The sequence below is a fragment of the Natrarchaeobius halalkaliphilus genome, from assembly GCF_003841485.1.
In the GTDB taxonomy this organism is placed as follows: domain Archaea; phylum Halobacteriota; class Halobacteria; order Halobacteriales; family Natrialbaceae; genus Natrarchaeobius; species Natrarchaeobius halalkaliphilus.
In genome coordinates this window covers 215,939-236,819 of record NZ_REFY01000004.1, presented here as the reverse complement: position 1 = coordinate 236,819, position 20,881 = coordinate 215,939, and the positions used below count along the sequence as shown (strand labels likewise).

Genomic DNA, 20,881 nt, shown 5'->3' with positions numbered 1-20,881 from the left:
GACGATCAGACGAAATCCAGCAGCTCCCGAAGCGACTCGAGTTCTTCGGTCGGCGGATCCGGACACTCGAGGTCGCGGTTGTGCGGTCGACGGATGAGCGCGGTCTCGAGACCCGCCGCGTGTCCCGCTTCGACGTCCGTTTGCGAATCCCCGACGTAGATTCCGGTCTCGGCCCCGAGTTCTGCGAGTGACTCCTCGATGTAGTACGGGTTCGGCTTCCGGCGTCGAAATCCCTCGAACGTCGGATCGCGTCCCCGAACGACGTCGAACTCCACTTCCACGTAGTCGGCGACGAACTCCACTGTCTGCTGGCGGTTGTTGCTCACGAGCGAGATCGACGTTCGTTCCCCGAGGTCGGCAATCGCGTCGACGTCGTCGTACAGACCGCGGACACCGGATCGAATCCGATCGTGCGTCCGTTCGGAGGCGTACCGTTCGCGCAGTTTCCAGTATCGAACGGGATCGATTCCGAGGTCGTGGGAGTGGTCGGTGATCCGCTCGATGTCGTGACCATCGAGAACCCGGCGCTGGTCCGGAGACGGCTCGACGCCGAGGTCGACGAGCGCATCACCCGTCGCGTCACGATACACCGACAGCGGTGTCCGTGCCCCCTCGAGAATAACTCCGTCCATATCGAAGAGAATCGGTGGCGACATCCATCGATGAATCGGACTCGTCGCTCAATACCTTATCGGATACCACACGAAACGCACCGACGACGGTATGAGCTACGGATTCGACGGCCAGTGATCGGACGCGTTACAGCTGGACTTTCCACGTCGTACTCGAGGAGTAGCCCCACTTTTCGATCTCGACGCCGTGGTCGCCCTCCTGCAGTGCGGTAATGTTCGAGCCGACCTCCTTTGCGGTCATTCCGAGTTCCTTCCCGATGAGTCGGGATTTGAAGTACGTCTTGGTCGCCGCGTTGTTCCGGAGGTAGCTCAGGATCTGTTGCTGTTTCGCGGTGAGGGTTGGCGTCGTTGCAGTGCTCATACGTCGTCGGACGACGGCGACGTTCTTAGGGGGTTTGGTACGCACGGCTAACACGGCCCTGTCTGGTGATTTTCACGCCGAGTAATCATACAATAATCCGATCGAAACCATCTCTTGGTACGGCCGGTTAACCGGTCCGTTCTGAGGACTGTCACGCCACAGTGACCGTTTCAGCGGGAAAGCCCGCCGTTTCAGGCGGAAAGACGTTATTACCGGTCGTACGCGCGAACGAGGTACGGTCCGAACGCACACGGGGCCGCCTGTTCGAGAACCTCGATTCTCGGTCAGTTCTCTGCTTGAATGTTTTGGCTTCACATACCAGATCGGTCGAATTACCGGTCTTCGGACGATATCTGACGCCGATTTCGAAATCCTTATACCTCGAGTCTTTGAACGGAGTAGGTAACGAATCTGTCCGGGCTTTTGCGACCCCCCGTTCGGGCAGTATCTGCCATCGTATGACCAACGCACCAGCAAACACCAGAGTACGGCGTAGCGAACACGAACAGACGGACGAACAAACGGAACACGAACAGAGCGACCTCGCCTGCCCCGAATGTAGCGGCAATCTCATCGTCGACGACGAACACGGAGAGACGGTCTGTGAGGACTGCGGTCTCGTCGTCGAAGAGGATTCGGTCGACCGCGGCCCCGAGTGGCGAGCGTTCGACGCCGCCGAGAAGAACGAGAAGTCCCGCGTGGGCGCACCCACGACGAACACGATGCACGACAAGGGGCTCTCGACCAACATCGACTGGCGTAACAAAGACGCCTACGGAAACTCGCTTGGCTCCCGCCAGCGAGAGAAGATGCAGCGCCTTCGCAAGTGGAACGAGCGCTTTCGAACCCGCGACTCCAAGGAACGCAACCTGAAACAGGCACTCGGAGAGATCGACCGCATGGCCAGCGCGCTCGGCCTGCCGACTAACGTCCGCGAGACCGCCTCGGTTATCTACCGGCGCGCGCTCGACGAGGACCTGCTTCCCGGACGCTCCATCGAGGGCGTCTCGACCGCCTGCGTCTACGCCGCCGCCCGACAGGCCGGCGTTCCTCGCTCGCTCGACGAGATCGCTGACGTCTCCCGCGTCGAGAAAAACGAGATCGCCCGCACGTACCGCTACGTGGTCCGCGAACTCGGTCTCGAGGTCCAGCCCGCCGATCCAGAGAGCTACGTCCCGCGGTTCGCCTCGGGGCTCGACCTCTCGGACGAAGCCGAACACCGCGCCCGCGGTCTCCTCCAGAACGCAAAGGAAAAGGGCGTCCACTCCGGGAAATCGCCGGTCGGTCTCGCCGCCGCGGCGGTCTATGCGGCAGCCTTGCTGACCAACGAAAAAACCACTCAGGCCGCCGTCTCTGACGTGGCAGACATTTCCGAGGTCACTATTCGGAACCGCTACCACGAGTTGCTCGAGGCCGAGGAAACGCTCGGCGTCGCCTGATCTCGACTCGCCCGATCTCTCGAACCGATACTGTTTTTCGAGTGCCCGTACTCGAATCGGACAGCTATGGGCATCGATTTCGATTCGTTCGTTCTCACTGCCGCGACCGCCGACCTCGACGACGAGCCCGCCGCTCGTGAACACGCCGACGCCGTCGAGTACCGGATGGACCTCGCCGCCGATCCTCTCGAGGGACTTCGGGCGTACGACGGCGAGTTGCCGATTCTGGCCACTAACCGCGCCGCCTGGGAGGGCGGCGAGTGGGACGGCGACGACGACGAGCGCCTCGCGGCCCTCGAGGAGGCTCTGGCGACCGACGCCGTCGAAGCCATCGACGTCGAACTCGAGTCGCTGCGCTCCGGCGCGGCGACCGACCTCCGCACGTCGGCGCGCGACCACGGCGTCTCCGTCGTCGCCTCTGCCCACGACTTCGAGGCGACGCCAGACGAGATCGAGTTGATGGACACGCTCTCGGATGCCTGCGAGCGCGCCGACGTCGGAAAGCTCGCCACGACGGCCGAGACGCGAGCCGACACGCTCGCGCTGCTCGCCGTCACTCACCGGCTCACCGAGAGCGGACGGACGGTCGCGACGATGGCGATGGGCGAGGCTGGCAGCCACACGCGAGCCGTCGCTCCCGTCTACGGCTCGAAAATCGGCTACGCGCCCGTCGATCCCGCCGAGGCGACCGCTCCCGGCCAGTACGATCTCGAGACGCTCTCGCGACTGATCGCGACCCTCGAGAACGAGTGACGGAGTTTCGAAACTCGCGCACGGTTGTTCCGCCGGTTGTCGATCGGATTGTCAAGAAGAAATCAGGAGAATACTGGTGGAAAACCAGCGGCTTTGCCTCCGTAGAACCGACGCTCTGCCACACTCTCGATGAAGGTCCGGACAGTCGTTGGGCGAGAACTGAAGGCGGTGTGGGGAGACGGCCGGGGAGTCTCGCTCGCGGTGATCGCGATCGGGTGGGGGCTGCTCATGGGAAGCCGGATGATCCTCCCGGTCATCATCCCGTATCTCCAGACCGTTCACGGGCTGAGCCTTACGGTCGCCGGCCTGCTGGTGAGCGTTCTGTGGCTCTTTGCGTCCGTCGGCCAGTTACCCGGCGGCGTGCTCGCGGATAAATACGACGAACGCACGATCATGGCGGGCAGCGTCATCGTCGTCGCGGTGGCGCTCGCGCTCGTCATCACCGCTCCCACGCCGCTCGTCCTGTTTCTCGCGACGGCGCTGTGGGGGCTGGGCTCGTCGCTGTACCCCATCGCTCGGATTACGTTTCTCTCGAACCTCTACACCGAGCGACTCGGTAGCGCACTCGGGCTGACGATGGCGACGGCTGACGTCGGCCAGACCGTGTTCCCGCCGATCGCCACCGTTCTCGCCGTGACGGTCGCCTGGCAGGCCGGACTCGGGTTCATGATCCCGTTGTTCGTTCTCGCCGGGATCGGCCTTTTCGTCATTCTTTCCGATCGGGACGGAAGCGATCACCCGACCGGTTCCGGGTCGCTCCGGGACGCACTCGACGTCCTGCCGGAGTTTCGCACGCCGGCGATGGCGTACATGACCGGTATCCTGTTTCTCTACTTTTTCATCTGGCAGTCGTTCACGGCGTTCTACCCCACGTACCTGACGACCGTGAAAGGGCTCTCGCCGTCGGTCTCGAGTCTCCTCTTTGGTTCGTTCTTCGCGGCGGGTGTGTTAATCAAACCGCTCGCCGGCGCTGCCTACGATCGTATTGGCGCGCGAATCTCGCTCATCGCAATCCTCGTCCCGCCAGTCGCGGGATTTGCCCTCCTTCCGTTCGTCGACAACGTCTGGCTCCTCGTCGGCATCACTGCGCTCGTGAGTACGATGCTCGGCTCGGGTGCGGTCACGCAGCCGTACCTCGCTGATTCGTTTTCGAACGAGGTCAAGGGAACCGGGCTCGGAACCGTCAAAACGATCACGTTAACGCTCGCCTCCGGCGGACCGGTTCTCTTCGGCGTGATCGCTGACTACGGCTATTTCAACGAGGGCTATCTCGTCCTCGCTGCGGTCACGGCCATCGTCGTCGTGTTCACGTTCTGGATGCCCGACAGCGACTGAGGAAATTCGACTCGGCGTTCCGCTGTGAGACGTCCATCGCTATCGCCTCGTGCACCGGGCAGATGACGCGTACTGCCACACCCTGTGACTGTCAGGTTCCGGTGACGTTCTCGAGAGCGAGGACTCGAGTGACGATGATTCCGCCGCGAGACTTTCAAAAAGTAGGAACAGTCGCGCTCGTGCGACGAATACTGAGGCACAAGAGATATATTCGTGTTCTTGCGAGGAATGGTATGGTTTCCTACGCGGAGGAGAACTGTCCCGACTGTGGTGGCAAGCAGAAGATTCGCGCTGATACGTCTGTATGGTGTCCAAACTGTGCGCTGTTTCGCTCTCACTGATTGACATCCTCCCGCGCCTGAAGACGCGGGAATCCCACGGCACCGCACCGCTGAGTTGGGATATTAAGGTTCGCGGTTCACGACCTGTTCTCGTGGGGCGAAACGTCCCTCACTACGGTCGAACAGATGAATCGCTGGCTGTGCTAACCAGCCGTTATCCCTATCACCGCCATCCGTGGCGAGACTCGGGAGTACCTTTTGCCGAATGTTCTCCGCACCATTCACGTCCGCGTTCGCAACCGTATTGCACTTCTCACACACGTACAATCCACGTTTGACACGTTGGTTGTCATCTGTGTGGCCGCACGCCGAACAGGACTTCGATGTATCGCGTTCGGACACCAACTCCACGTCGATACCTTCGGCTTCCGCCTTGTAGTCAAGTAGCGTTGTGAAGCGGTCGAACGCCCACCCGTGCAAGTCGAGATTGCCGTGGTCGCCCCAGTTGCGTGGTTCGCCGTTCTCGTCGTCTTCTCGGATGCCATCGAGGTCGCCAATGACAAGAGTACCGACACCTCGTTCGATGCACTCCTCTACGATTGCTTTCGAGAGTGCGTGCAAGAAGTGTGTCCGCCGACCAGTCCGCTTCCGGTCAATACGAGTAGCCTCACGGGACGAAGAATCGTCGCACTTGGCTTTCTTCTTCGTGAAGTAGTATTCGTCCTCTTTGAGTCCGCCACCGGGATACAACACCGACTCACTGCCGAACGAGACGGCGGCGAAATTGCAAATCCCGAGGTCAACACCACCCACTTCGTCACCCGGCGGTTCCGGGTCGATAGTGGTGCGACAGACGAATTGAAGCCGCCACTCGTCGCGCTTGTAGATCGCGCGAACCTGTTGAATGTCCCACTCGGTCAGGTCAACATCCGGGCGCGTCTGGTACTCGCACAGGATGAAGTCCGAACGGTGTTCTTTGAGGTTTCGGCCTTTTGAGAGGCGGACGCGGTTGAACTGTGCGTCGTGCTTGAAGCCAGCCGCTTTGAACGACACGGTTGAACGCGGGTGGGAGTCTCCATTTTTGCGGTAGCCGGGCGGTCGGGCGCGGTCATCGCCGTTCCGACGCTTGCCGAACCAGCCGTTGAACGCTTCAGCGAGTTCTTCGAGAACGCGCTGACTGGATTGAGAATGTAAGTCCGTGTAGCGTTCGTGGCCTTTGAGTTCGGTCTTGAGTTCCCTGTCATCGGGAATCTCGCCCGTCTCATCCCACTGTTCTTGTGTGTAGTAGCGACCGACGTTCCAGAGTTTTGAGGCGGCCCACCCGAGCTGCTCGAGGCCGCCCAAGACACCCAACAGCGACTCGCGTTCTCACTCGGTGCTCGGTGTGGACTCCGGTCACACTCGATGGATCCGACGAGGCGGCTCATCGCGAATCCCCTCCGTTGGACTCGGTACCGTCTCCAGACATCACGAATTTCCTCCGTTGGACTCGGTACCGCTCGTACAGTTGCCGCCGTCACTCCCCATTCGACTCACCCCTGTCAGTCGCGACGACCTCCTGGACGGGAGCCGGAACATCAAAACCGCAGTTGAACCGCTCGGGTTCGTCGATCGGATCGGCCTTTTCGAGCTCTTGGCCAGCAGCACCCCCTTCTCCGAGCCTCTCGTCAGTGTCGCACTCGATACAGCGATGGGCAACCTGATTTTCGTCGCCGTGCGTTCTGCGGAACTGCGGGGTAACGTGCGACCCACACATTCGGCACTTGGTCTTGTCAGACATATCGCATCCGAAGCGCATCATGCCAACAACCTCGTGGTGGCCGGTCTCCTTCGATCTAATCGCATGAATGCGGCGAGGCGATCACCGCGAGGGTAATCACTCACAAAAGTGGGCAGAATATTTCGAACAGTCGCAGTCAGTAAATTGTCTTGCTGACCGGTGACGATGCAACTCGCTGGATAGTTCGAACTATCACAAAACCGATATGGACTCGCTGGGATTTGAACCCAGGGCCTCTTCCTTGCGAAGGAAGCGATCTACCGCTGATCTACGAGCCCGCATCCGTTCTTACCTTCGGTTTCTATTTGTAGCTTGTGTTTCGAGGACGGCCGTGAAACACACCCACAGAGGTATAGCGCTCGAGTCACCCGCGCGTCAGCGTGCGGGCGAGCGAACGTGGAGCACTCGAGCGCGGCCGGCGACGGCTCCGACCAGGAACCCGGTGAAGTGAGCGATCAACGCGACGCCGGGTGCGGCGGTCGCCAGCGTGAGGATCCCGGCGAGGACGGCAAAGACGAGGATGGTCAGCCAGCGCGGGATGTCGACGAACGACGCCAACCCATCCGAGAGCCGGTTCGAGGCGACCAGGTATCCGAGTAGCGCGAAGACGGCACCGCTGGCCCCGAGGACGCCCGCCGTCGGTGTCGCGGGAACGAGCGACAGCGTCGCGGCGAATCCCGTCAGGCCGACCTGGGCGACTCCTGCCAGCGCGCCGGTCATCAGAAAGAACGTGTGAAATCGGAGTCTGGTCGTCGCTCGAGCGACGGGCCATCCGAAGACGACCAGTGCGAGGCTGTTCGACAGGAGATGCCAGAGACTGCCGTGGGCGTAGACGCTCGTAACGATGGTCCACGGGCTGTCCGAAAGCGGAGGGCTGAGAACGAACAGCCCGGTCATCACGCCTACGACGGCCGTGATCGACTGGAGGGCGAAGACGACGGCGAAGACGACGAGCAGTTCGATGATCGGACCGGTTGACCCGGAGTCGCCACTCGCTCGCGGCTCCGATCCGACGCTCTGGGTGGGTTGCGTCCGCGATCGGTTCGCCATACCGGATACTGAGTTATCGATCGCAAAAAGTCTGCGCTGTCGGCTCACTGCGTGATATCGGAGCGATGGATCGCCACCGGCTATCCGAGTACGCAGAAATGGTGCGATCGGTCTCCATCGGCGTATCTGTTGCCCTGAACGACCCGACGTCTCGGAGCCGACGCTGTCGACCGGCAAATACGCGTCAAAACTCGTCGGAAAGCGGTGGGTCTAGTTGTCCTCGAGAACGATCTCGATGGAGACGTCGTTTGGAACCTGAATGCGCATGAGCTGTCGGAGAGCGCGTTCGTCGGCGTCCAGATCGATCAGGCGCTTGTGGACGCGCATCTCCCAGTGCTCCCACGTCGCGGTGCCTTCGCCGTCAGGCGACTTCCGGGTCGGCACCTCGAGAGTCTTCGTCGGCAGCGGGATCGGACCGCTCAGGTTGACGCCGGTGTTGTTCGCGATCTCGCGGACATCGTCGCAGATGTCGTCTAAGTCGTCTGGACTCGTGCCCGCGAGTCGAACGCGTGCCTGCTGCATTTATTTCTCGTTGACGCTGAGGACCTTTCCGGCCGCGATGGTCTGACCCATGTCGCGGATGGCGAAGCTCCCGAGTTCTGGAATTTCGCTGGATGGCTCGATACTGAGAGGCTTTTGTGGTCGGATCGTGACCACGGCAGCGTCGCCCGACTGGATGAAGTCGGGGTTCTCCTCTGCGACCTCACCACTGGACGGGTCCATCTTCTTGTCGATGGACTCGATCGTACACGCGACCTGCGCCGTGTGTGCGTGGAAGACCGGCGTGTAGCCGGCCGTGATGACCGATGGGTGTTGCATGACGACGACCTGTGCCTGGAACGTCTCCGCGACGCTCGGTGGCTCGTCTGCGGGACCGCAGACGTCACCGCGGCGGATGTCGTCCTTGCCGAGGCCGCGAACGTTGAATCCGACGTTGTCGCCGGGTTCGGCTTTTGGCACCTCTTCGTGGTGCATTTCGATCGTCTTGACTTCGCCACCCACGTCGCTGGGCTGGAAGGAGACGTTGTCACCGACGTTCATGACACCGGTCTCGATACGTCCGACGGGGACGGTACCGATACCCGAAATCGTGTAGACGTCCTGGATCGGGAGTCGCAGCGGTGCATCCGTTGGTGGCTCGGGCTCTGGGAGCGCGTTGAGCGCGTCGAGCAGGATGTTGCCGTCGTACCAGGAGGTGTTGTCAGAGGTATCAGCGATGTTGTCGCCTTCGAACGCCGAGATCGGAATGAACTCGGCGTCGTCCGTGTTGAACTGGACCTGCTGTAGCAGCTGGGTAACCTCGTCGACGACGTCCTCGTAGGTGTCTTCCTTGTAGTCGACGATGTCCATCTTGTTGATGCCGATGATGAGTTCGTCGATACCCAGGGTGCGTGCCAGGAAGACGTGCTCCTGGGTCTGGGGCGCAACACCGTCGTCGGCGGCGACGACGAGAACGGCGTTGTCGGCCTGGCTCGCGCCAGTGATCATGTTCTTGACGAAGTCGCGGTGGCCAGGACAGTCGACGATGGTGAAGTCGTACTCGTCGGTCGAGAACTCCTGGTGGGCGATGTCGATGGTGACACCACGCTCTCGCTCCTCAGCGAGGTTGTCCATGACGTATGCGAACTCGAATCCGCCTTTGCCTTTCTCCTCGGCTTCTTCGCGGTGCTGTTCGATGACGTGCTCTGGTACGCTCCCCGTCTCGTAAAGGAGGCGTCCCACGAGCGTACTCTTCCCGTGGTCGACGTGGCCGATGATGGCCAGGTTCTGGTGTTGTTCGCTCATTGTTGTAGCTCACGCGCAGAGGCGCTTATATCGGTCTCTTTGGCTCGTTGCGGTTAAAACCATTTCGAAAGCGTATTCAGTCGAACCCGGCGCCTGCTTGCGGTTTGTGTCTCGTGCGCACGGTTTCGACGGACGTCCGACGGCGACTCGAGAACGGATCGTTCGGTTCGAGCAGTGCGTTATCGGGTTGGCAATCGACCGACGTCCGACAGCACTGCGGTCGCGGTTTCGGGGCCGCCAGCACCCCGGCCGCTCGAGGCGAGCGAGCCGGCGTGTCGGGTTTCGATCTGGACGATGTTTCGGGTGCCCGTCACCGCGAGCGCTCCGTTCTCCGGGACGAGTCGCGGCCCGACGCGGACGCTCTCGCGCGTCGCCTCACCGATGAGTCGAATCGTTCGACCGTCTTCGGCGGCGAGGTCGAGTGCGCTCCCTGGAATGTTCTGGATCCCCTCGACCGTGGCATCCGAAAGCGAGAAGCCGCCGTCCGAGAGGACGTTGGCGAGGATGACGAACTTGAGCGCGGCGTCGGTGCCGTCGACGTCGAAGGTCGGATCGGCCTCCGCAACGCCCAGATCCTGTGCTTCCGCGAGGACGTGTTCGTAGTCGAGACCTTCGGCGGCCATCCGGGTGAGTATGAAGTTCGCCGTGCCGTTCAACACGCCGCGAACTGTCGTGACCGCCTGCGGAGTGCTGTCCTCGATGGTCGACAGTACCGGAATCGCGCCGCCGACGGTCGCCTCGAACCGGATCGAACCCGCGCTTTCGGCCTCGAGCGCGCGAAGTTCGCCGTAGCGTTCCGCGACGGGGCCTTTGTTCGCCAGGACGACGTGGCGATCGGCTTCGAGCGCGCGCTTGGTGTGCGTAAAGCCGGGTTCGGCGTCGTCGAGCGTCGTTGGGGTCGCCTCGATGAGGACGTCGTACTCCGTCTCGAAGACGTCTTCGGGGGCTGCGGTTCCGACGGGTTCGTTCCCGACCTTCCGCTCGAGCGTACGTTCGACGTCGATTCCGGACGGATCGACTGCGGCATCGCTCGAGTCCGCGATGGCGACGACTTCGTGGCCGTACTCGGAGGCGAGATCGGCCACCGACCGACCGACGTCGCCGGCACCGAGGATCGCGAGTCGCATCAGGCCTCACCTCCGAGCAGCGGTTCGACGACCGTCAGTTCCTTCTCGGAGCCGATCGCCCGGATCGCCTCGAGCGCCTCGTCGGATCGTCCGGAGTCGATCGCGAGACGGGCTCTCGCACTCGAGATCGCATCCGTTCCGTCGGGTGCGGCGAGCGAGAGGTCGAGGAGGACCGCGTCGACGTCGGCTTCGATCCGCGAGAGCGTATCCGAGAGATCGCTCTCGACGAGATGACCGACCAGGACGACGCTGATCTCCTCGCCGTAGTGTTCGGCACCGGCCTGAATAACGTTGACACCGGCGTCGCGAAGCGCGCCGACGATATCGTCGAATCGGTCGGGCGGACATTCCAGATCGACTTCGACGGGAATGTGGCCACGGGGAGTGATGTTGCCGCGTTCGTGGTGGATGCTCAGCAGATTTCCGCCGTTCTCCGAGATCGGCGCGAGCGCGCGGAGCAACTCGCCGGGCTCGTCGACGAGCTCGAGACGAACGGTGTAGGCGCGAACGCCGCCGTCGGTTTCGGGCTCCTCTCCGTCTGTCGCCGCTGTTCCCTCGACGGAATCAACGTTCTCGGCGGGGTCGTCAACCATCGTCGTCACCTCCTGCGTCGGAGCGTCCACGCGTCGTCATTGTGTACGACTCCGGTGTTGCGGCGTAAAAGCATATAGTCGTTCCCAAAACTAGCCGCCCGTGTCAACGAGAACCATGCGTTTCTAGAGGTGGTCTTTACCCGGGTTCGACGATCCCCAGTCGCCGCGCCCGCCTTCCGTTCGGTCGACTCCCATTATCGACTCGGCCTGTTCCGGACCGCCCAGGCTTTCTCGCGGATCCGGGACACGAACCGTGACCTCGTCGATCTCCGGCCACGTGGTGAGTTCGGCCTCGATGTTTCCCGTGGTAATATCGCTGACCGAACACCCGGAACAGCCGCCGCCGAGTTCGATGATGACTTCGCCCGTGTCGGGATCGGCCTCTCGAACTGCACTCGTTCCGCCGTGCATCTGGATGATCGGCATCTCGCGTCCGAGCCAGCGTTCGACCCGCTCTCGGAGCGACGGGTCGGCGTCGGATTCGGTCATTGGGTGACCTAGGGGCTCGAGTAGTGAATAGGTTTGGTCTATTGCCCGAAACCGTCAGGAACGACCCTGAACGTTACGACTCTCGTTGTCCGTTACTCTCATCGGCGCTCCGATGTCGACGGAGCCACTCGAGTGAGGCGATCCCGCCGGCGACGCCGACCGCGGTGCCGGCGACGCTAAATCCGGGAATCGGATCGCTTTCGGAGCCGGTCCCGGTCGCGTTCCCATCGTCGCCGTCGGTCGACTCGATCGGAGCGCCCCCGCCGTCGATCGGAGCGTCCGCGTCACTCCCGCTGTCGTCCCCCGATCCAGTGTTGCCGTCGTCCGTCGTCGGATCGCTCGTCTCTGCGTCCTCGTCTCCCAGATCGAGTTCCTCGAGGTCGGTGAGGGAGGGCTGGTCGACCTGTTCGCCGGCGCGGATCGGGAACGTGTACAGTGCGCCTTCGGTCAGCCCGTGGGGGATCGCCTGGGTGCTACTCGCGACGAAAATGGCTCCGGGTTCGGAGACGCGGGCGGTCCAGAACCCCGACGTCTCGGGGTCGCGCCAGGACGCGACTTCGTCCGGCGCGGCGGGATCGCTCACGTCGTGAATCGTCACACCACCCTGATACCACGAGGCGTAGAGTTCGCCGTCGCGAAGCTCGAAGTTGTGTGCCGTCGTCCACAGCGGGCCGTAGTACCGCTCGTCGGCCGCCCGCGGTGGCTCGATCGTCGCTCGAAGCTCGGGATCTGTGGAATCGCTCACGTCGTAGAGGTCGATACCGCCCGGACCGTCGGGTTCGTCGCCGCCGGTCGCCCAGGCCTCACGGCCGACGCCGAGTAGGTCGCCCGTCTCGTCGACGGCTGCGTAGTGGTCGTTTCCGGGCAGCCCCAACCGTGCCTCCTCGTCGTCGTCCATCTCGAGTTGCTCCTCGAGGTCGGTATCGGTCACCCGGGAAACGTACGTCGGATCGGTCGGATCGCTCACGTCGAGCAGGTAGGTTCCGGCGTTCCAGTGAGCCAGGTAGGCGATTCCGTCGTGGACGTAGACGTCGTGTAGGTACCGAGCGAGCCAGTCGACGTCGCGCCAGCCGGGTTCGTGCTCGAGTAGCGACCAGCGACCGATCTCTTCGGGTTCGTCGCCGCCGACGTCGAAGACGACGAGTGGATTCTCGTCTCGCCCGTTTATTACCACGTAGAGGATCTCGTCCTGGAGAAAGCAGTTGTGAATGTGATCGCCCGTTTCGTAGGGCTCTCCGATGAGCTGTGGTTCGGCGGGATCGCTCACGTCGTAGCGAGCGAAGCCGTGGAACAGGTCGCTCGAGGCTCGATTTGCAGGCCCCGGAACGATCAACAGATCCCCGTCGACCTTCAGATCGAGGATCTCGAGGAGCGGCGCACCGTCGACGCTGATATCGTGCTCGCTCGCGAGCACCGTCGGATCGGCGGGATCTCCGATATCGACGGTTGCGAACCCGGTCGTCGCGGCGACGTACGCGACTTCGCCGTCGTCACCGACGACGGCTTCGGCAGCTCCTTCCACGGGAACCCGACCGAGCGGTTCGTAGCCGTCCGGGTCCGTCGAGTCGTCCGACGCACGCGAAGCGGGAACGGACGACCTCGAGACGCGAGAACGGGGTGTGGCTGCCGCCGAGTGTGGGACGGTCAGAGCGAGAGGAACTGTGACTCCTCGTCGGAGGAGCGCTCTCCGCTGCATACGTCCATCAAGAAACGAACGAATAAATAGCGTGGGGTGGTCTGATACGTGCCGAGACGGGTGACGAACGACCAGGGACGAGGCTGACGCGAACCGCCTCCGTTGAGGTACCGATCGTCAGACCGTCGACCGCCCGATCATTCGACCGACTGAGCCGGCGATACTTCAATCTACGAGCGGTCACTCGAGATGACTCGACCATCCGATTCGAGAGCGGTCACTCGAGGTGCCGTCGATCTCCCGTTCCCCGCGTCAGCGCGCTTGCCAGCGCCCCCTCGAGAACGACGTCGTCTCCGAGATCGGTGACGCGGATCTCCGGCACGTTCGCCATGATCATCTCCGAGATGCGCTCGCGAATAGGGTCGACGACGAGCGCTTCGTTGTACAGGGCAACGGCCCCGCCGAAGGAGACGACGATCGGGGCATAGGAGTGGATCACGTTCGCGACGCCGATCGCGTTCCAGTGGGTCAACTGCTCGATCGTATAGTCGGCCAGTTCGTCACCGCCCGCGAGCTCGAACACGTCTTTTGCCGCGAAATCTGGGTCCTCGAGCGGTAACTGCGTCGATATCGTGGGGTCGTCCTCCGCGAGCAATCGAGTGTACTCCGGGATACCGTTGCCGGAGCAGTACGCTTCCCAGTGACCGTCTCGACCACAGCCACAGGTCACTCGACCCTGTGGATCGACGATGCAGTGACCGACTTCGCCGGCGTTGCCGTCCCAGCCGTCTACGATGTGGCCGTCACAACAGACGCCGGCACCGATCCCAGACGAAATCGTGAGGTACACCATATCGTCGGGATTGCGTCTCGCGTGAAAACGCTCTCCGATGACGCCCGCGTTCGTGTCGTTGTGGAGGTAGACCTCGTCGCTCCCGATCAGCTTTTCGACCGGACCGGTCAGCGGAATCCGATCGATCGAGTCGGGCAAGTTAGCAGGGTCGATCACGGCACCCTCCGCGAGATCCAACGGACCGATCGAGCCGATGCCCGCGGCATCGATCGCATCGGGCGTGATGTCCGCGCCATCACAGGCGTCACGAACCGTCTCGAGAACGCCCTCCGTCACGTCAATCCCCGTCGGACCGCGCGGCGTCGCACTGTGGCCCTCACCGATCGTCGTCCCGTCGTCTGTGGCGACGACCGCCCGGACGTTCGTCGCACCGAGGTCGACGCCCGCATAGTAGTCCATGCTGTCTGGAGTACGGCCGTCGGACCATTTATACTGTCGGACGCCACGCCGTCACGCTCGAGGCGACCGTTCCACTGGCGGTTTCCGACGGCGGTCTCGACGGGACGCCCGCCCGACGGCCGCTACCCCTGGTCGCTTCGAACGAACGTCACCGGACAGGGTGAGGATAACAGGACCTCCTGTGCCGTCGATCCGAACACCGCCTTTCCGGTCGGGGATCGTCGTCTGCCACCGACGACGACGCGGTCGGCGGCGGACTCGCTCGCGAGATCCACGATCGTCGGGCCGTGTTCGCCAACCGCACCCTGAATGCTGTACTCGATGTCGTGTTCCTCGAGGGCGGTCTGAAGCTGTCGTATCGTCGAGTGACGAGCCGCGACCTCGTCCGATCCGATCTCATCGCGGTCGGTGTCGAAATCGAGGCGAGTGATGACCTCGTCGTACTCGGATTCGGTGAATACGTGAGCGAGGACGACGCTCGCGCCGGTCGGCTCTGCGACTTCGATGACCGCGTTTGCGAGTTCGTCGCTTCGTTCGGTATCGCCGGGACCGACTGCAAGCAGGATTGTCTCGAGTGTCATTGCTCGGATATCGCTCGGCCTATACTTAAATTCCTGACTTTTTTCCATGTGCCCGCCGACAGTCAGCTATGTACGAACCGGATCTCGAGGGTCAGACGGTGCTCGTCACAGGGAGTGCGACCGGTGTCGGTCGCGAACTCCTGTTGGCGACGGCCGACTGCGGTGCGAGCACTGCCGTCCACTATCACACGAGTGACGACGACGCCCGCGACGTTGTCGCCAGAGCGAGCGAACGCGGTGCGGGCGAGACGACGACCGTCCAGGGGGACGTCACCGATCCCGACAGCGTCGATGACATCTTCGCGGCCGTCGAATCCGATATCGGAACGGTCGACGTTCTCGTCAACAACGTCGGTGACTTCGCACCGACTCACTGGGCTGATCTCGAGTTCGAAACCTGGAACCGGGTGCTCGAGACTAACCTCAACGGCACGTATCTGTGTTCGAAACGGGCGCTACCGGCGATGCGTGAGAACGGCTACGGCCGCATCGTCAACGTCGGCTACGCCTCCGCCGAACGGGGGCTCGTGAGCCCGAAAAACTTCCCGTACTTCGTCGCGAAAACGGGCGTACTGATGTTTACGCGAATGCTTGCAGCCGATACGCAAGACGACGGGATCACCGTCAACGCGATCTCGCCGTACGTCGTCGAGAACTCCGCGGAGTTCCCGGACGAACTGCCGCGTGGCAGACCCGCGCGCTTCGAGGACGTCACGCGACCGTTATTGTTCTTCCTCGACGACGACGCCGGCTACGTGAGCGGCGAGAACATCGAAATCGACGGTGGTTGGCTCCCCGAGAGCGTCTGACCACGGTCGCGGCCGCCGGCCATTCACTTCGGCGTGGCGACGATCGCTCGAGCTGCGACGAACCGCGGGTTCGACGTCCTCGTCGTCGACGACGCGACCGCGAGCTTCGACCGAACGTACGACGGGGAGTCCGTCGACGCGGGGACGATCCACCGGACGACGCTCGCACAACTCGACGGCGAGTTCGCCACGATAATCACAGCCGCGGAGATACTCGGTGAGCAGCGCCGTCTCTGATCGGCGCGACAGACCCGCGTCCGGTCTGACGTCTTTCCGAACGCTACTGAGGACTGCCGAATCCGTACTCCTGGGCGACCAGCCGCGCGAGCATTGGTATGTCACCGAGCTGGAGGAGTTTCGCGACGGCGAACGGATTTCCGCGGTTCGCCTTCGCCAGCGTTTCGTTGTCGAAGCGGTTCAAATCCTCCATGAGCGTGTTGTAGCGCTCGTTCGAGGCGAAATAGAGGAGTTTGGTCATCCACAGCCTGCTTCGGACGTTCGGTGCGACCTCGCGGTGCCAGAGCGTTTCGTAAACCTCGAGATTGTCGGCAGTCGGTTCGAGATCGCCGTGTTTCAGACAACTGTCGGCCGCGGCAGCGGCCATCCGACCGGATTGCATGCACTTGTTGATCCCCTCTCCCCAGAGCGGATCGACCGTCGGAACGGTGTCTCCGATGGCCATGAACCGATCGGTATGCATCTTCCCCGGCCTCTGGATGTGTGCCGAGCCGCGGTGTTGTTTCCCCTCGAGGCGTTCTGCGTTCTGGAACCGAGGATCGGTCTCGAGCCAGTGATCCAGATAGTCGTCGATCGTGAAGCTCTCGCGGGCGTAGCGCTGGTGAATGTCGTTCTGGATGTAACAGAGGCCCACCTTGGCGGTGTCCTCGCCCGTGTGGAAGATCCACGAGTAGCCCCCGGGTGCGATCGCGTGATCGAGTCGAAGCATCATCGCGTCGTGTAAGTCCGCGAAACCCGGACGATCGATGTCGATTCCTTCGAACTCGTACTCGATGCCGATCGCGTGGTTCTCGCGTTCGAGTTCGACGAGGTCGAGTTTTTTCGCGAGCGGCGCGGCCGGCCCCGTCGCGTCGACGACGATCTCGCCGTACACCTCCTCGTCACCGTTGTAGGTGACGCCGACGATCTCGCCGCCGTCCATGATCGGCGCGGTCACGCGCGCGTCGAATCGGTACTCGGCTCCGTCGGCCCGGCCATCGCTGACGAGAAATCGCTTGAACTCAGCGAACTCGAGGACTGCACCGGGCTGTTCGCGAACGTAATGGTCGGTTGGCGACTCGAGGACGACGCTGTCGGTATATTGCATCACCACGTCGTCGGGAATACCGAACGAGGCCATCATCGAGGGGAACGTTCCCGCGGTCGATTTGTTGCTCTGGCGTGGGAACTGGTCTTCGGGCTCCGTCTCGAGCACGACGACGTCGTAGCCTCGGGCGGCAAGGTCACGCGCACACTGGGAACCGGCCGGTCCGGCACCGGCGATCACCACGTCGTAGCGGTCGTTCATGCACTCGAGACTGTGTCCAACCCTAATGAGTTTGTTCAGTCGTCGTCGCATCGACCCCGTCCGGTAAATACCACGTTTTGTCGCCGCTTTCCGCTGAAATCTCGAGAACAGCAGGTACTAATCGGTGATTGACCGGCGAATATCCTGGATTCGTCGCGAGCCGTGATCGCGTACCTTTTTGCATCAGTCCTCACAAGGGACGGATATGGTCGACGTCCTCGATAACAAACGGGCCGCGACGCGGTTTCGGATCCTCGTCCAGATCGCAGAGCGTCAGCCCGCCGTCAGCCAGGGGGAGATCGCCGGGGAAGTCGGCGTCACGAGTCAGGCGGTCAGCGAGTACATCCGCGATCTCGTCGAAGAGGGTCTCGTCGAGAAGGAGGGCCGGTCGCGCTACCGCGTGACCCCGGAGGGCGTCGACTGGCTCTTTGGGGCCGCCGAGGACGTCCGTCGGTTTGCCGATCACGTCACCGGTGACGTCCTCGGTGCGATGAGCGAGGACGCCGCCATCGCGACCGGAGACATCGACGAAGGCGACACCGTCTCGCTCACGTTACAGGACGGATTGCTTCACGCCACGCCGGGCGAGGAGGGGCCCGCAACCGGTATCGCGACGACCGACGCCGAGGCGGGGACCGACGTCGGCGTCACCAGCTTCGAGGGCGTCATCGAACTCGAGCCCGGTGCGGTGACCGTCCTCCAGGTGCCGACCGTTCGAACCGGCGGGAGTCGAACCGTCTCCATCGACACCGTTAGTGAGGTCTGTGCCGACGCCGATCTGGTCGTCGCAACCGGCGTCGAAGCCGTCGTCGCCTGCCGGCGCGCGAACGCAGATTCCGACGTCAGATTCGCCGTCGGAGACGTCGCGGCCGACGCCGCCGAACGCGGACTCGAGGTGACCGCGGTCGTCACGACCGATGCCGTCGGCCGCGTCACCGACTCGCTGCGGGACGCGGACGTTTCTCACGAAGTGCTCGAGGGCTAATCTGCCGTTCCGTACGGTATTCTCGGGGACCCCCCTCTCGCCCGAGCATTCGGTCTGACGACCCCGCTGTCGTATCGACGTTCGTGACGGTCACGGGAATACTGTGATTTCTTCGAGATAGGCGGTTGGTGACGAAGAGTATCAGATCGATACCTCTCAGTAGATCTGATATTACAAACATCGATATCTTGGTAGACGCTGATGTGATGGAACACGACTCTTCACGGGTTACCACGCCCAACCGACGAACGGTTCTCCAGACGATTGGCGCGGGCGGTCTCGCGCTGGGTGGTATCGCTGGAACGAGTGGATCGGCCGCGGCCGGATCGGACGAGAACTGGACCGAACTCTCCGTGGGCGATCACGATCAGCGGTACAACGTCGGATACAAGAACGGCGACGGTGCGAAAACGGCCAAGGACGTCGCAACGACGGTCTACTACGACATCGATCCGCTCGACGCACTGACCATCGAGTCGGATCTCGACGGCTTGCAGACGCTCGAGGAGAACGACGATATCGAATACGTCGAGGTGGATCGCCAACTCGAGGTGGAGTTACCGCCCCAGGAGGTCGAGGTTCAACAGGAGACGAACGGACAGACCGTTCCGTGGGGGATCGAACGGATCGGCGCACGAGACGTTCACGAGATGGGGATCACGGGCGACGACGTCGACGTTTGCGTTCTCGATACGGGAATCGATCCGTCGCACGAAGACCTGGCTGCGAATCTGGGCGACGGAGCCGCGTACACCGAATGTCAGGGTGATCTGGTGCCGTGGGAGTGTGAAGAACCGTGGAGCGACGACAGGGAGAGCGGTCACGGCACGCACGTCGCGGGAACCGTCGGTGCGCTCGATAACGATCTCGGCGTGGTCGGCGTCGGACCGGACGTAACGCTCCACGCGGTCAAAGTACTCGATCAGAACGGTGTCGGGTTCCACTCCGACATCGCGAACGGTCTGGCGTTTGCAGGGTTTTTCGAGTTCGACGTTGCCAACATGAGTCTCGGGGGCGTCGACACGGAACTAAAGCGGGCGGGCGTCGAATACGCACACGAACAGGGCGTGTTGCTGGTCGCGTCGGCTCAGAACGAAGGGGCACCCGTTCTGTACCCCGCGGCTTACGACGAGGTGATCGCAGTGAGCGCGACTACTCCCGACGACACGCTGGCGTGGTTTTCGAACAGAGGGCCGGAGGTCGAACTCGCCGCACCCGGCGTCGATGTCCTCTCGACGGTCCCACAGGACGGTTACGCCGCCTACGAAGGGACGTCGATGGCCGCCCCTCACGTCGCAGGTGCCGGGGCGATCATCATGTCGCTCGGCTACTCGGCCTCCGAAACGAGGGAGATTCTGAACGCCACGGCGGAGGATATCAGTCTCCCGTCCGAACACCAGGGATCCGGGCTCGTCGACGTCGCGACGGCGGTCGAGTTGGCACTCGAGGAACAACGGGAGAAAGAAGAAAAGAAACGGGAGAAGAAAGGAGCCGCCCAGTAGTCGACGTTCGGTGAACTCCGTTCCACTAGTACTCGTCGAAACCAGTCGCTCACCGCTCGCACTTGAGCGGCCAGCACGCTCGGTACTGCCAACCAGTTCGCAAGCGGGAGCGCAGTGACGTTCACTGACTGCCAGCGGATCCGATGTTTCGATGGCGGGTGTCAATAGCTCCGCGAACCGATTTCGACGCTACCCGATGTAGCGCAGGTCGTCGTCCGTCGGCATCTCCATTCCCTGTTGTTGCTGTTCCATCTCCTGGATCTTGCCGATGACGTCCTCCATCTCGTCGGCGCGCTCGTCGAGGGACTCGTAGTCGAGTTCGATGTCGAGACGCGCTTCGAGTACCTCGAGAACCGCACGGGCGCTTTTCGGATCGACCAGGTATCCGCTCGTTTCACCCATCAGGCAGGCCGCTTCGAAGCCTCGGCGCTCACCGAGTCCGAGCAGGAGTCCAGAGACGCCGACGATGCCGCCTGCGGGTTCGTCCTCGCGGAACTCGACGCCGTCGCCCTCGAGTTCCGCGAGCATCGGCTCGTGGCTGACCGCGCCGACGACGGCGTACTCGTCGATGAGCTCGCCGGTCGGAACGCCACCGAGTGCGTACAGCTCCGAGGCACCGAACTCCTGGGCGACGTCGAGGAAGGCATCGGTCAGCAGGTAGTGACCCTCGTTGGTCTGTGCCTGGTGGTCACCCGTCAACAAGAGCAAGTCGCGTCCGTCCGGCACGGAGACGGCGTAGAGCTCCGCACAGGTAAGCTCCGAAACACCGTCTTCGATGCTCACCTGCGGGGGGAACTCCTGTGAGTAAATGCGTCGAACGAGCGTGCTCTCGTCTTCGAGTTCCTCGAGGAAGTGATCGACTGCGAGCTTTCCGACGTGACCGACGCCCGGCAATCCCTCGACGAGGACGGGGTCGTCCAGGTCGACCTCGGCGACTGCGTCGATCTCGAGTTCGTCCATACCGTA

The 20,881-nt window shown here is 62.6% G+C and carries 21 protein-coding genes, 1 tRNA gene and 1 pseudogene; 7 read left to right on the top strand and 16 right to left on the bottom strand.

Features of this window, described 5'->3' with window-relative positions; genetic code table 11:
* Positions 1-5: 5 nt before the first annotated feature.
* Complete coding sequence (locus tag EA462_RS11295; protein ID WP_124178679.1) at positions 6-656, bottom strand: HAD family hydrolase; 651 nt, start codon at positions 654-656, stop codon at positions 6-8.
* Between the two features lie 103 nt (positions 657-759).
* Entirely contained in the window at positions 760-993 is a 234-nt protein-coding gene (locus tag EA462_RS11290; protein WP_124178678.1) for a DUF7123 family protein, read from the bottom strand.
* 458 nt (positions 994-1,451) lie between these two features.
* Here EA462_RS11290 and EA462_RS11285 point away from each other — a divergent pair, with 458 nt between their 5' ends.
* The 3 genes from EA462_RS11285 (at position 1,452) to EA462_RS11275 (ending at position 4,520) form a co-directional block, all read left to right on the top strand.
* Positions 1,452-2,432: a transcription initiation factor IIB gene (locus EA462_RS11285; RefSeq protein ID WP_124178677.1), complete on the top strand. Its 981-nt coding sequence runs from the start codon at positions 1,452-1,454 to the stop codon at positions 2,430-2,432.
* 66 nt (positions 2,433-2,498) lie between these two features.
* On the top strand, positions 2,499-3,185 hold the full coding sequence (locus tag EA462_RS11280; RefSeq protein WP_124178676.1) for a type I 3-dehydroquinate dehydratase: 687 nt from the start codon (positions 2,499-2,501) through the stop codon (positions 3,183-3,185).
* Between the two features lie 129 nt (positions 3,186-3,314).
* Positions 3,315-4,520, top strand: coding sequence for an MFS transporter (locus EA462_RS11275; RefSeq protein WP_124178675.1), 1,206 nt, complete (start codon positions 3,315-3,317; stop codon positions 4,518-4,520).
* Positions 4,521-4,924: 404 nt separating this feature from the next.
* Here the strand turns inward: EA462_RS11275 and EA462_RS11270 are convergent, their stop codons facing one another.
* The 12 genes from EA462_RS11270 to EA462_RS11210 all read right to left on the bottom strand — a co-directional run bounded on the left by EA462_RS11270 (position 4,925) and on the right by EA462_RS11210 (position 15,094).
* The gene (locus EA462_RS11270) at positions 4,925-6,154 is read right to left on the bottom strand and encodes an RNA-guided endonuclease InsQ/TnpB family protein (protein WP_243641401.1); all 1,230 of its coding nucleotides are present in this window, start codon (positions 6,152-6,154) and stop codon (positions 4,925-4,927) included.
* A 163-nt stretch (positions 6,155-6,317) separates the two neighbouring features.
* Positions 6,318-6,581 carry a DUF7563 family protein gene (locus EA462_RS11260; RefSeq protein WP_341538905.1) on the bottom strand — a complete coding sequence of 88 codons (264 nt, stop codon included), beginning with the start codon at positions 6,579-6,581 and terminating at the stop codon, positions 6,318-6,320.
* Positions 6,582-6,787: 206 nt separating this feature from the next.
* A tRNA-Ala gene (locus EA462_RS11255) sits at positions 6,788-6,859 on the bottom strand.
* 97 nt (positions 6,860-6,956) lie between these two features.
* A complete protein-coding gene (locus EA462_RS11250; protein ID WP_124178672.1) occupies positions 6,957-7,631 on the bottom strand; it encodes a rhomboid family intramembrane serine protease in 675 nt (224 codons plus the stop codon).
* Positions 7,632-7,841: 210 nt separating this feature from the next.
* A complete protein-coding gene (rpsJ, locus tag EA462_RS11245) occupies positions 7,842-8,153 on the bottom strand; it encodes a 30S ribosomal protein S10 (protein ID WP_124178671.1) in 312 nt (103 codons plus the stop codon).
* Complete coding sequence (tuf, locus tag EA462_RS11240; protein WP_124178670.1) at positions 8,154-9,416, bottom strand: translation elongation factor EF-1 subunit alpha; 1,263 nt, start codon at positions 9,414-9,416, stop codon at positions 8,154-8,156.
* A 179-nt stretch (positions 9,417-9,595) separates the two neighbouring features.
* Positions 9,596-10,543, bottom strand: a complete 948-nt coding sequence (locus EA462_RS11235; protein ID WP_124178669.1) for a homoserine dehydrogenase — start codon at positions 10,541-10,543, stop codon at positions 9,596-9,598.
* Positions 10,543-11,136, bottom strand: a complete 594-nt coding sequence (locus EA462_RS11230; RefSeq protein WP_207891654.1) for an amino acid-binding protein — start codon at positions 11,134-11,136, stop codon at positions 10,543-10,545. Before EA462_RS11230 ends, EA462_RS11235 begins: the two co-directional genes overlap by 1 nt.
* Positions 11,137-11,259: 123 nt before the next feature.
* Positions 11,260-11,625, bottom strand: a complete 366-nt coding sequence (locus EA462_RS11225) for a NifU family protein (RefSeq protein WP_124178667.1) — start codon at positions 11,623-11,625, stop codon at positions 11,260-11,262.
* A 73-nt stretch (positions 11,626-11,698) separates the two neighbouring features.
* Positions 11,699-13,321: an LVIVD repeat-containing protein gene (locus EA462_RS11220; RefSeq protein ID WP_124178666.1), complete on the bottom strand. Its 1,623-nt coding sequence runs from the start codon at positions 13,319-13,321 to the stop codon at positions 11,699-11,701.
* 217 nt (positions 13,322-13,538) lie between these two features.
* Positions 13,539-14,513 (bottom strand): ROK family protein, encoded by a 975-nt coding sequence (locus tag EA462_RS11215; protein WP_124178665.1) that lies wholly within the window; start codon positions 14,511-14,513, stop codon positions 13,539-13,541.
* A gap of 122 nt (positions 14,514-14,635) precedes the next feature.
* A complete protein-coding gene (locus EA462_RS11210) occupies positions 14,636-15,094 on the bottom strand; it encodes a universal stress protein (RefSeq protein WP_124178664.1) in 459 nt (152 codons plus the stop codon).
* A 68-nt stretch (positions 15,095-15,162) separates the two neighbouring features.
* Here EA462_RS11210 and EA462_RS11205 point away from each other — a divergent pair, with 68 nt between their 5' ends.
* A complete protein-coding gene (locus EA462_RS11205; protein ID WP_124178663.1) occupies positions 15,163-15,903 on the top strand; it encodes an SDR family NAD(P)-dependent oxidoreductase in 741 nt (246 codons plus the stop codon).
* A 33-nt stretch (positions 15,904-15,936) separates the two neighbouring features.
* Positions 15,937-16,140 (top strand): annotated as a pseudogene (locus EA462_RS11200) (cysteine hydrolase); the annotation flags it as partial.
* 43 nt (positions 16,141-16,183) lie between these two features.
* Here EA462_RS11200 and EA462_RS11195 read toward each other — a convergent pair.
* Positions 16,184-17,428: a digeranylgeranylglycerophospholipid reductase gene (locus tag EA462_RS11195; protein WP_124178661.1), complete on the bottom strand. Its 1,245-nt coding sequence runs from the start codon at positions 17,426-17,428 to the stop codon at positions 16,184-16,186.
* A gap of 205 nt (positions 17,429-17,633) precedes the next feature.
* Here EA462_RS11195 and EA462_RS11190 point away from each other — a divergent pair, with 205 nt between their 5' ends.
* A complete protein-coding gene (locus EA462_RS11190; RefSeq protein ID WP_124178660.1) occupies positions 17,634-18,413 on the top strand; it encodes a DUF7839 domain-containing protein in 780 nt (259 codons plus the stop codon).
* 206 nt (positions 18,414-18,619) lie between these two features.
* Complete coding sequence (locus EA462_RS11185) at positions 18,620-19,915, top strand: S8 family peptidase (protein ID WP_124178659.1); 1,296 nt, start codon at positions 18,620-18,622, stop codon at positions 19,913-19,915.
* A gap of 189 nt (positions 19,916-20,104) precedes the next feature.
* Here the strand turns inward: EA462_RS11185 and EA462_RS11180 are convergent, their stop codons facing one another.
* Positions 20,105-20,875, bottom strand: a complete 771-nt coding sequence (locus EA462_RS11180) for a proteasome assembly chaperone family protein (protein ID WP_124178658.1) — start codon at positions 20,873-20,875, stop codon at positions 20,105-20,107.
* Positions 20,876-20,881 lie beyond the last annotated feature (6 nt).

Coding starts and splice junctions, on each gene's coding strand:
- EA462_RS11260 (WP_341538905.1), bottom strand. CDS start 6,581: ATGTCTGACAAGACCAAGTGCCGAATGTGTGGGTCGCACGTTACCCCG.
- EA462_RS11225 (WP_124178667.1), bottom strand. CDS start 11,625: ATGACCGAATCCGACGCCGACCCGTCGCTCCGAGAGCGGGTCGAACGC.
- EA462_RS11275 (WP_124178675.1), top strand. CDS start 3,315: ATGAAGGTCCGGACAGTCGTTGGGCGAGAACTGAAGGCGGTGTGGGGA.
- EA462_RS11230 (WP_207891654.1), bottom strand. CDS start 11,136: ATGGTTGACGACCCCGCCGAGAACGTTGATTCCGTCGAGGGAACAGCG.
- EA462_RS11205 (WP_124178663.1), top strand. CDS start 15,163: ATGTACGAACCGGATCTCGAGGGTCAGACGGTGCTCGTCACAGGGAGT.
- EA462_RS11195 (WP_124178661.1), bottom strand. CDS start 17,428: ATGAACGACCGCTACGACGTGGTGATCGCCGGTGCCGGACCGGCCGGT.
- tuf (WP_124178670.1), bottom strand. CDS start 9,416: ATGAGCGAACAACACCAGAACCTGGCCATCATCGGCCACGTCGACCAC.
- EA462_RS11210 (WP_124178664.1), bottom strand. CDS start 15,094: ATGACACTCGAGACAATCCTGCTTGCAGTCGGTCCCGGCGATACCGAA.
- EA462_RS11215 (WP_124178665.1), bottom strand. CDS start 14,513: ATGGACTACTATGCGGGCGTCGACCTCGGTGCGACGAACGTCCGGGCG.
- EA462_RS11190 (WP_124178660.1), top strand. CDS start 17,634: ATGGTCGACGTCCTCGATAACAAACGGGCCGCGACGCGGTTTCGGATC.
- rpsJ (WP_124178671.1), bottom strand. CDS start 8,153: ATGCAGCAGGCACGCGTTCGACTCGCGGGCACGAGTCCAGACGACTTA.
- EA462_RS11235 (WP_124178669.1), bottom strand. CDS start 10,543: ATGCGACTCGCGATCCTCGGTGCCGGCGACGTCGGTCGGTCGGTGGCC.
- EA462_RS11220 (WP_124178666.1), bottom strand. CDS start 13,321: ATGCAGCGGAGAGCGCTCCTCCGACGAGGAGTCACAGTTCCTCTCGCT.
- EA462_RS11250 (WP_124178672.1), bottom strand. CDS start 7,631: ATGGCGAACCGATCGCGGACGCAACCCACCCAGAGCGTCGGATCGGAG.
- EA462_RS11280 (WP_124178676.1), top strand. CDS start 2,499: ATGGGCATCGATTTCGATTCGTTCGTTCTCACTGCCGCGACCGCCGAC.
- EA462_RS11295 (WP_124178679.1), bottom strand. CDS start 656: ATGTCGCCACCGATTCTCTTCGATATGGACGGAGTTATTCTCGAGGGG.
- EA462_RS11185 (WP_124178659.1), top strand. CDS start 18,620: ATGGAACACGACTCTTCACGGGTTACCACGCCCAACCGACGAACGGTT.
- EA462_RS11180 (WP_124178658.1), bottom strand. CDS start 20,875: ATGGACGAACTCGAGATCGACGCAGTCGCCGAGGTCGACCTGGACGAC.
- EA462_RS11285 (WP_124178677.1), top strand. CDS start 1,452: ATGACCAACGCACCAGCAAACACCAGAGTACGGCGTAGCGAACACGAA.
- EA462_RS11290 (WP_124178678.1), bottom strand. CDS start 993: ATGAGCACTGCAACGACGCCAACCCTCACCGCGAAACAGCAACAGATC.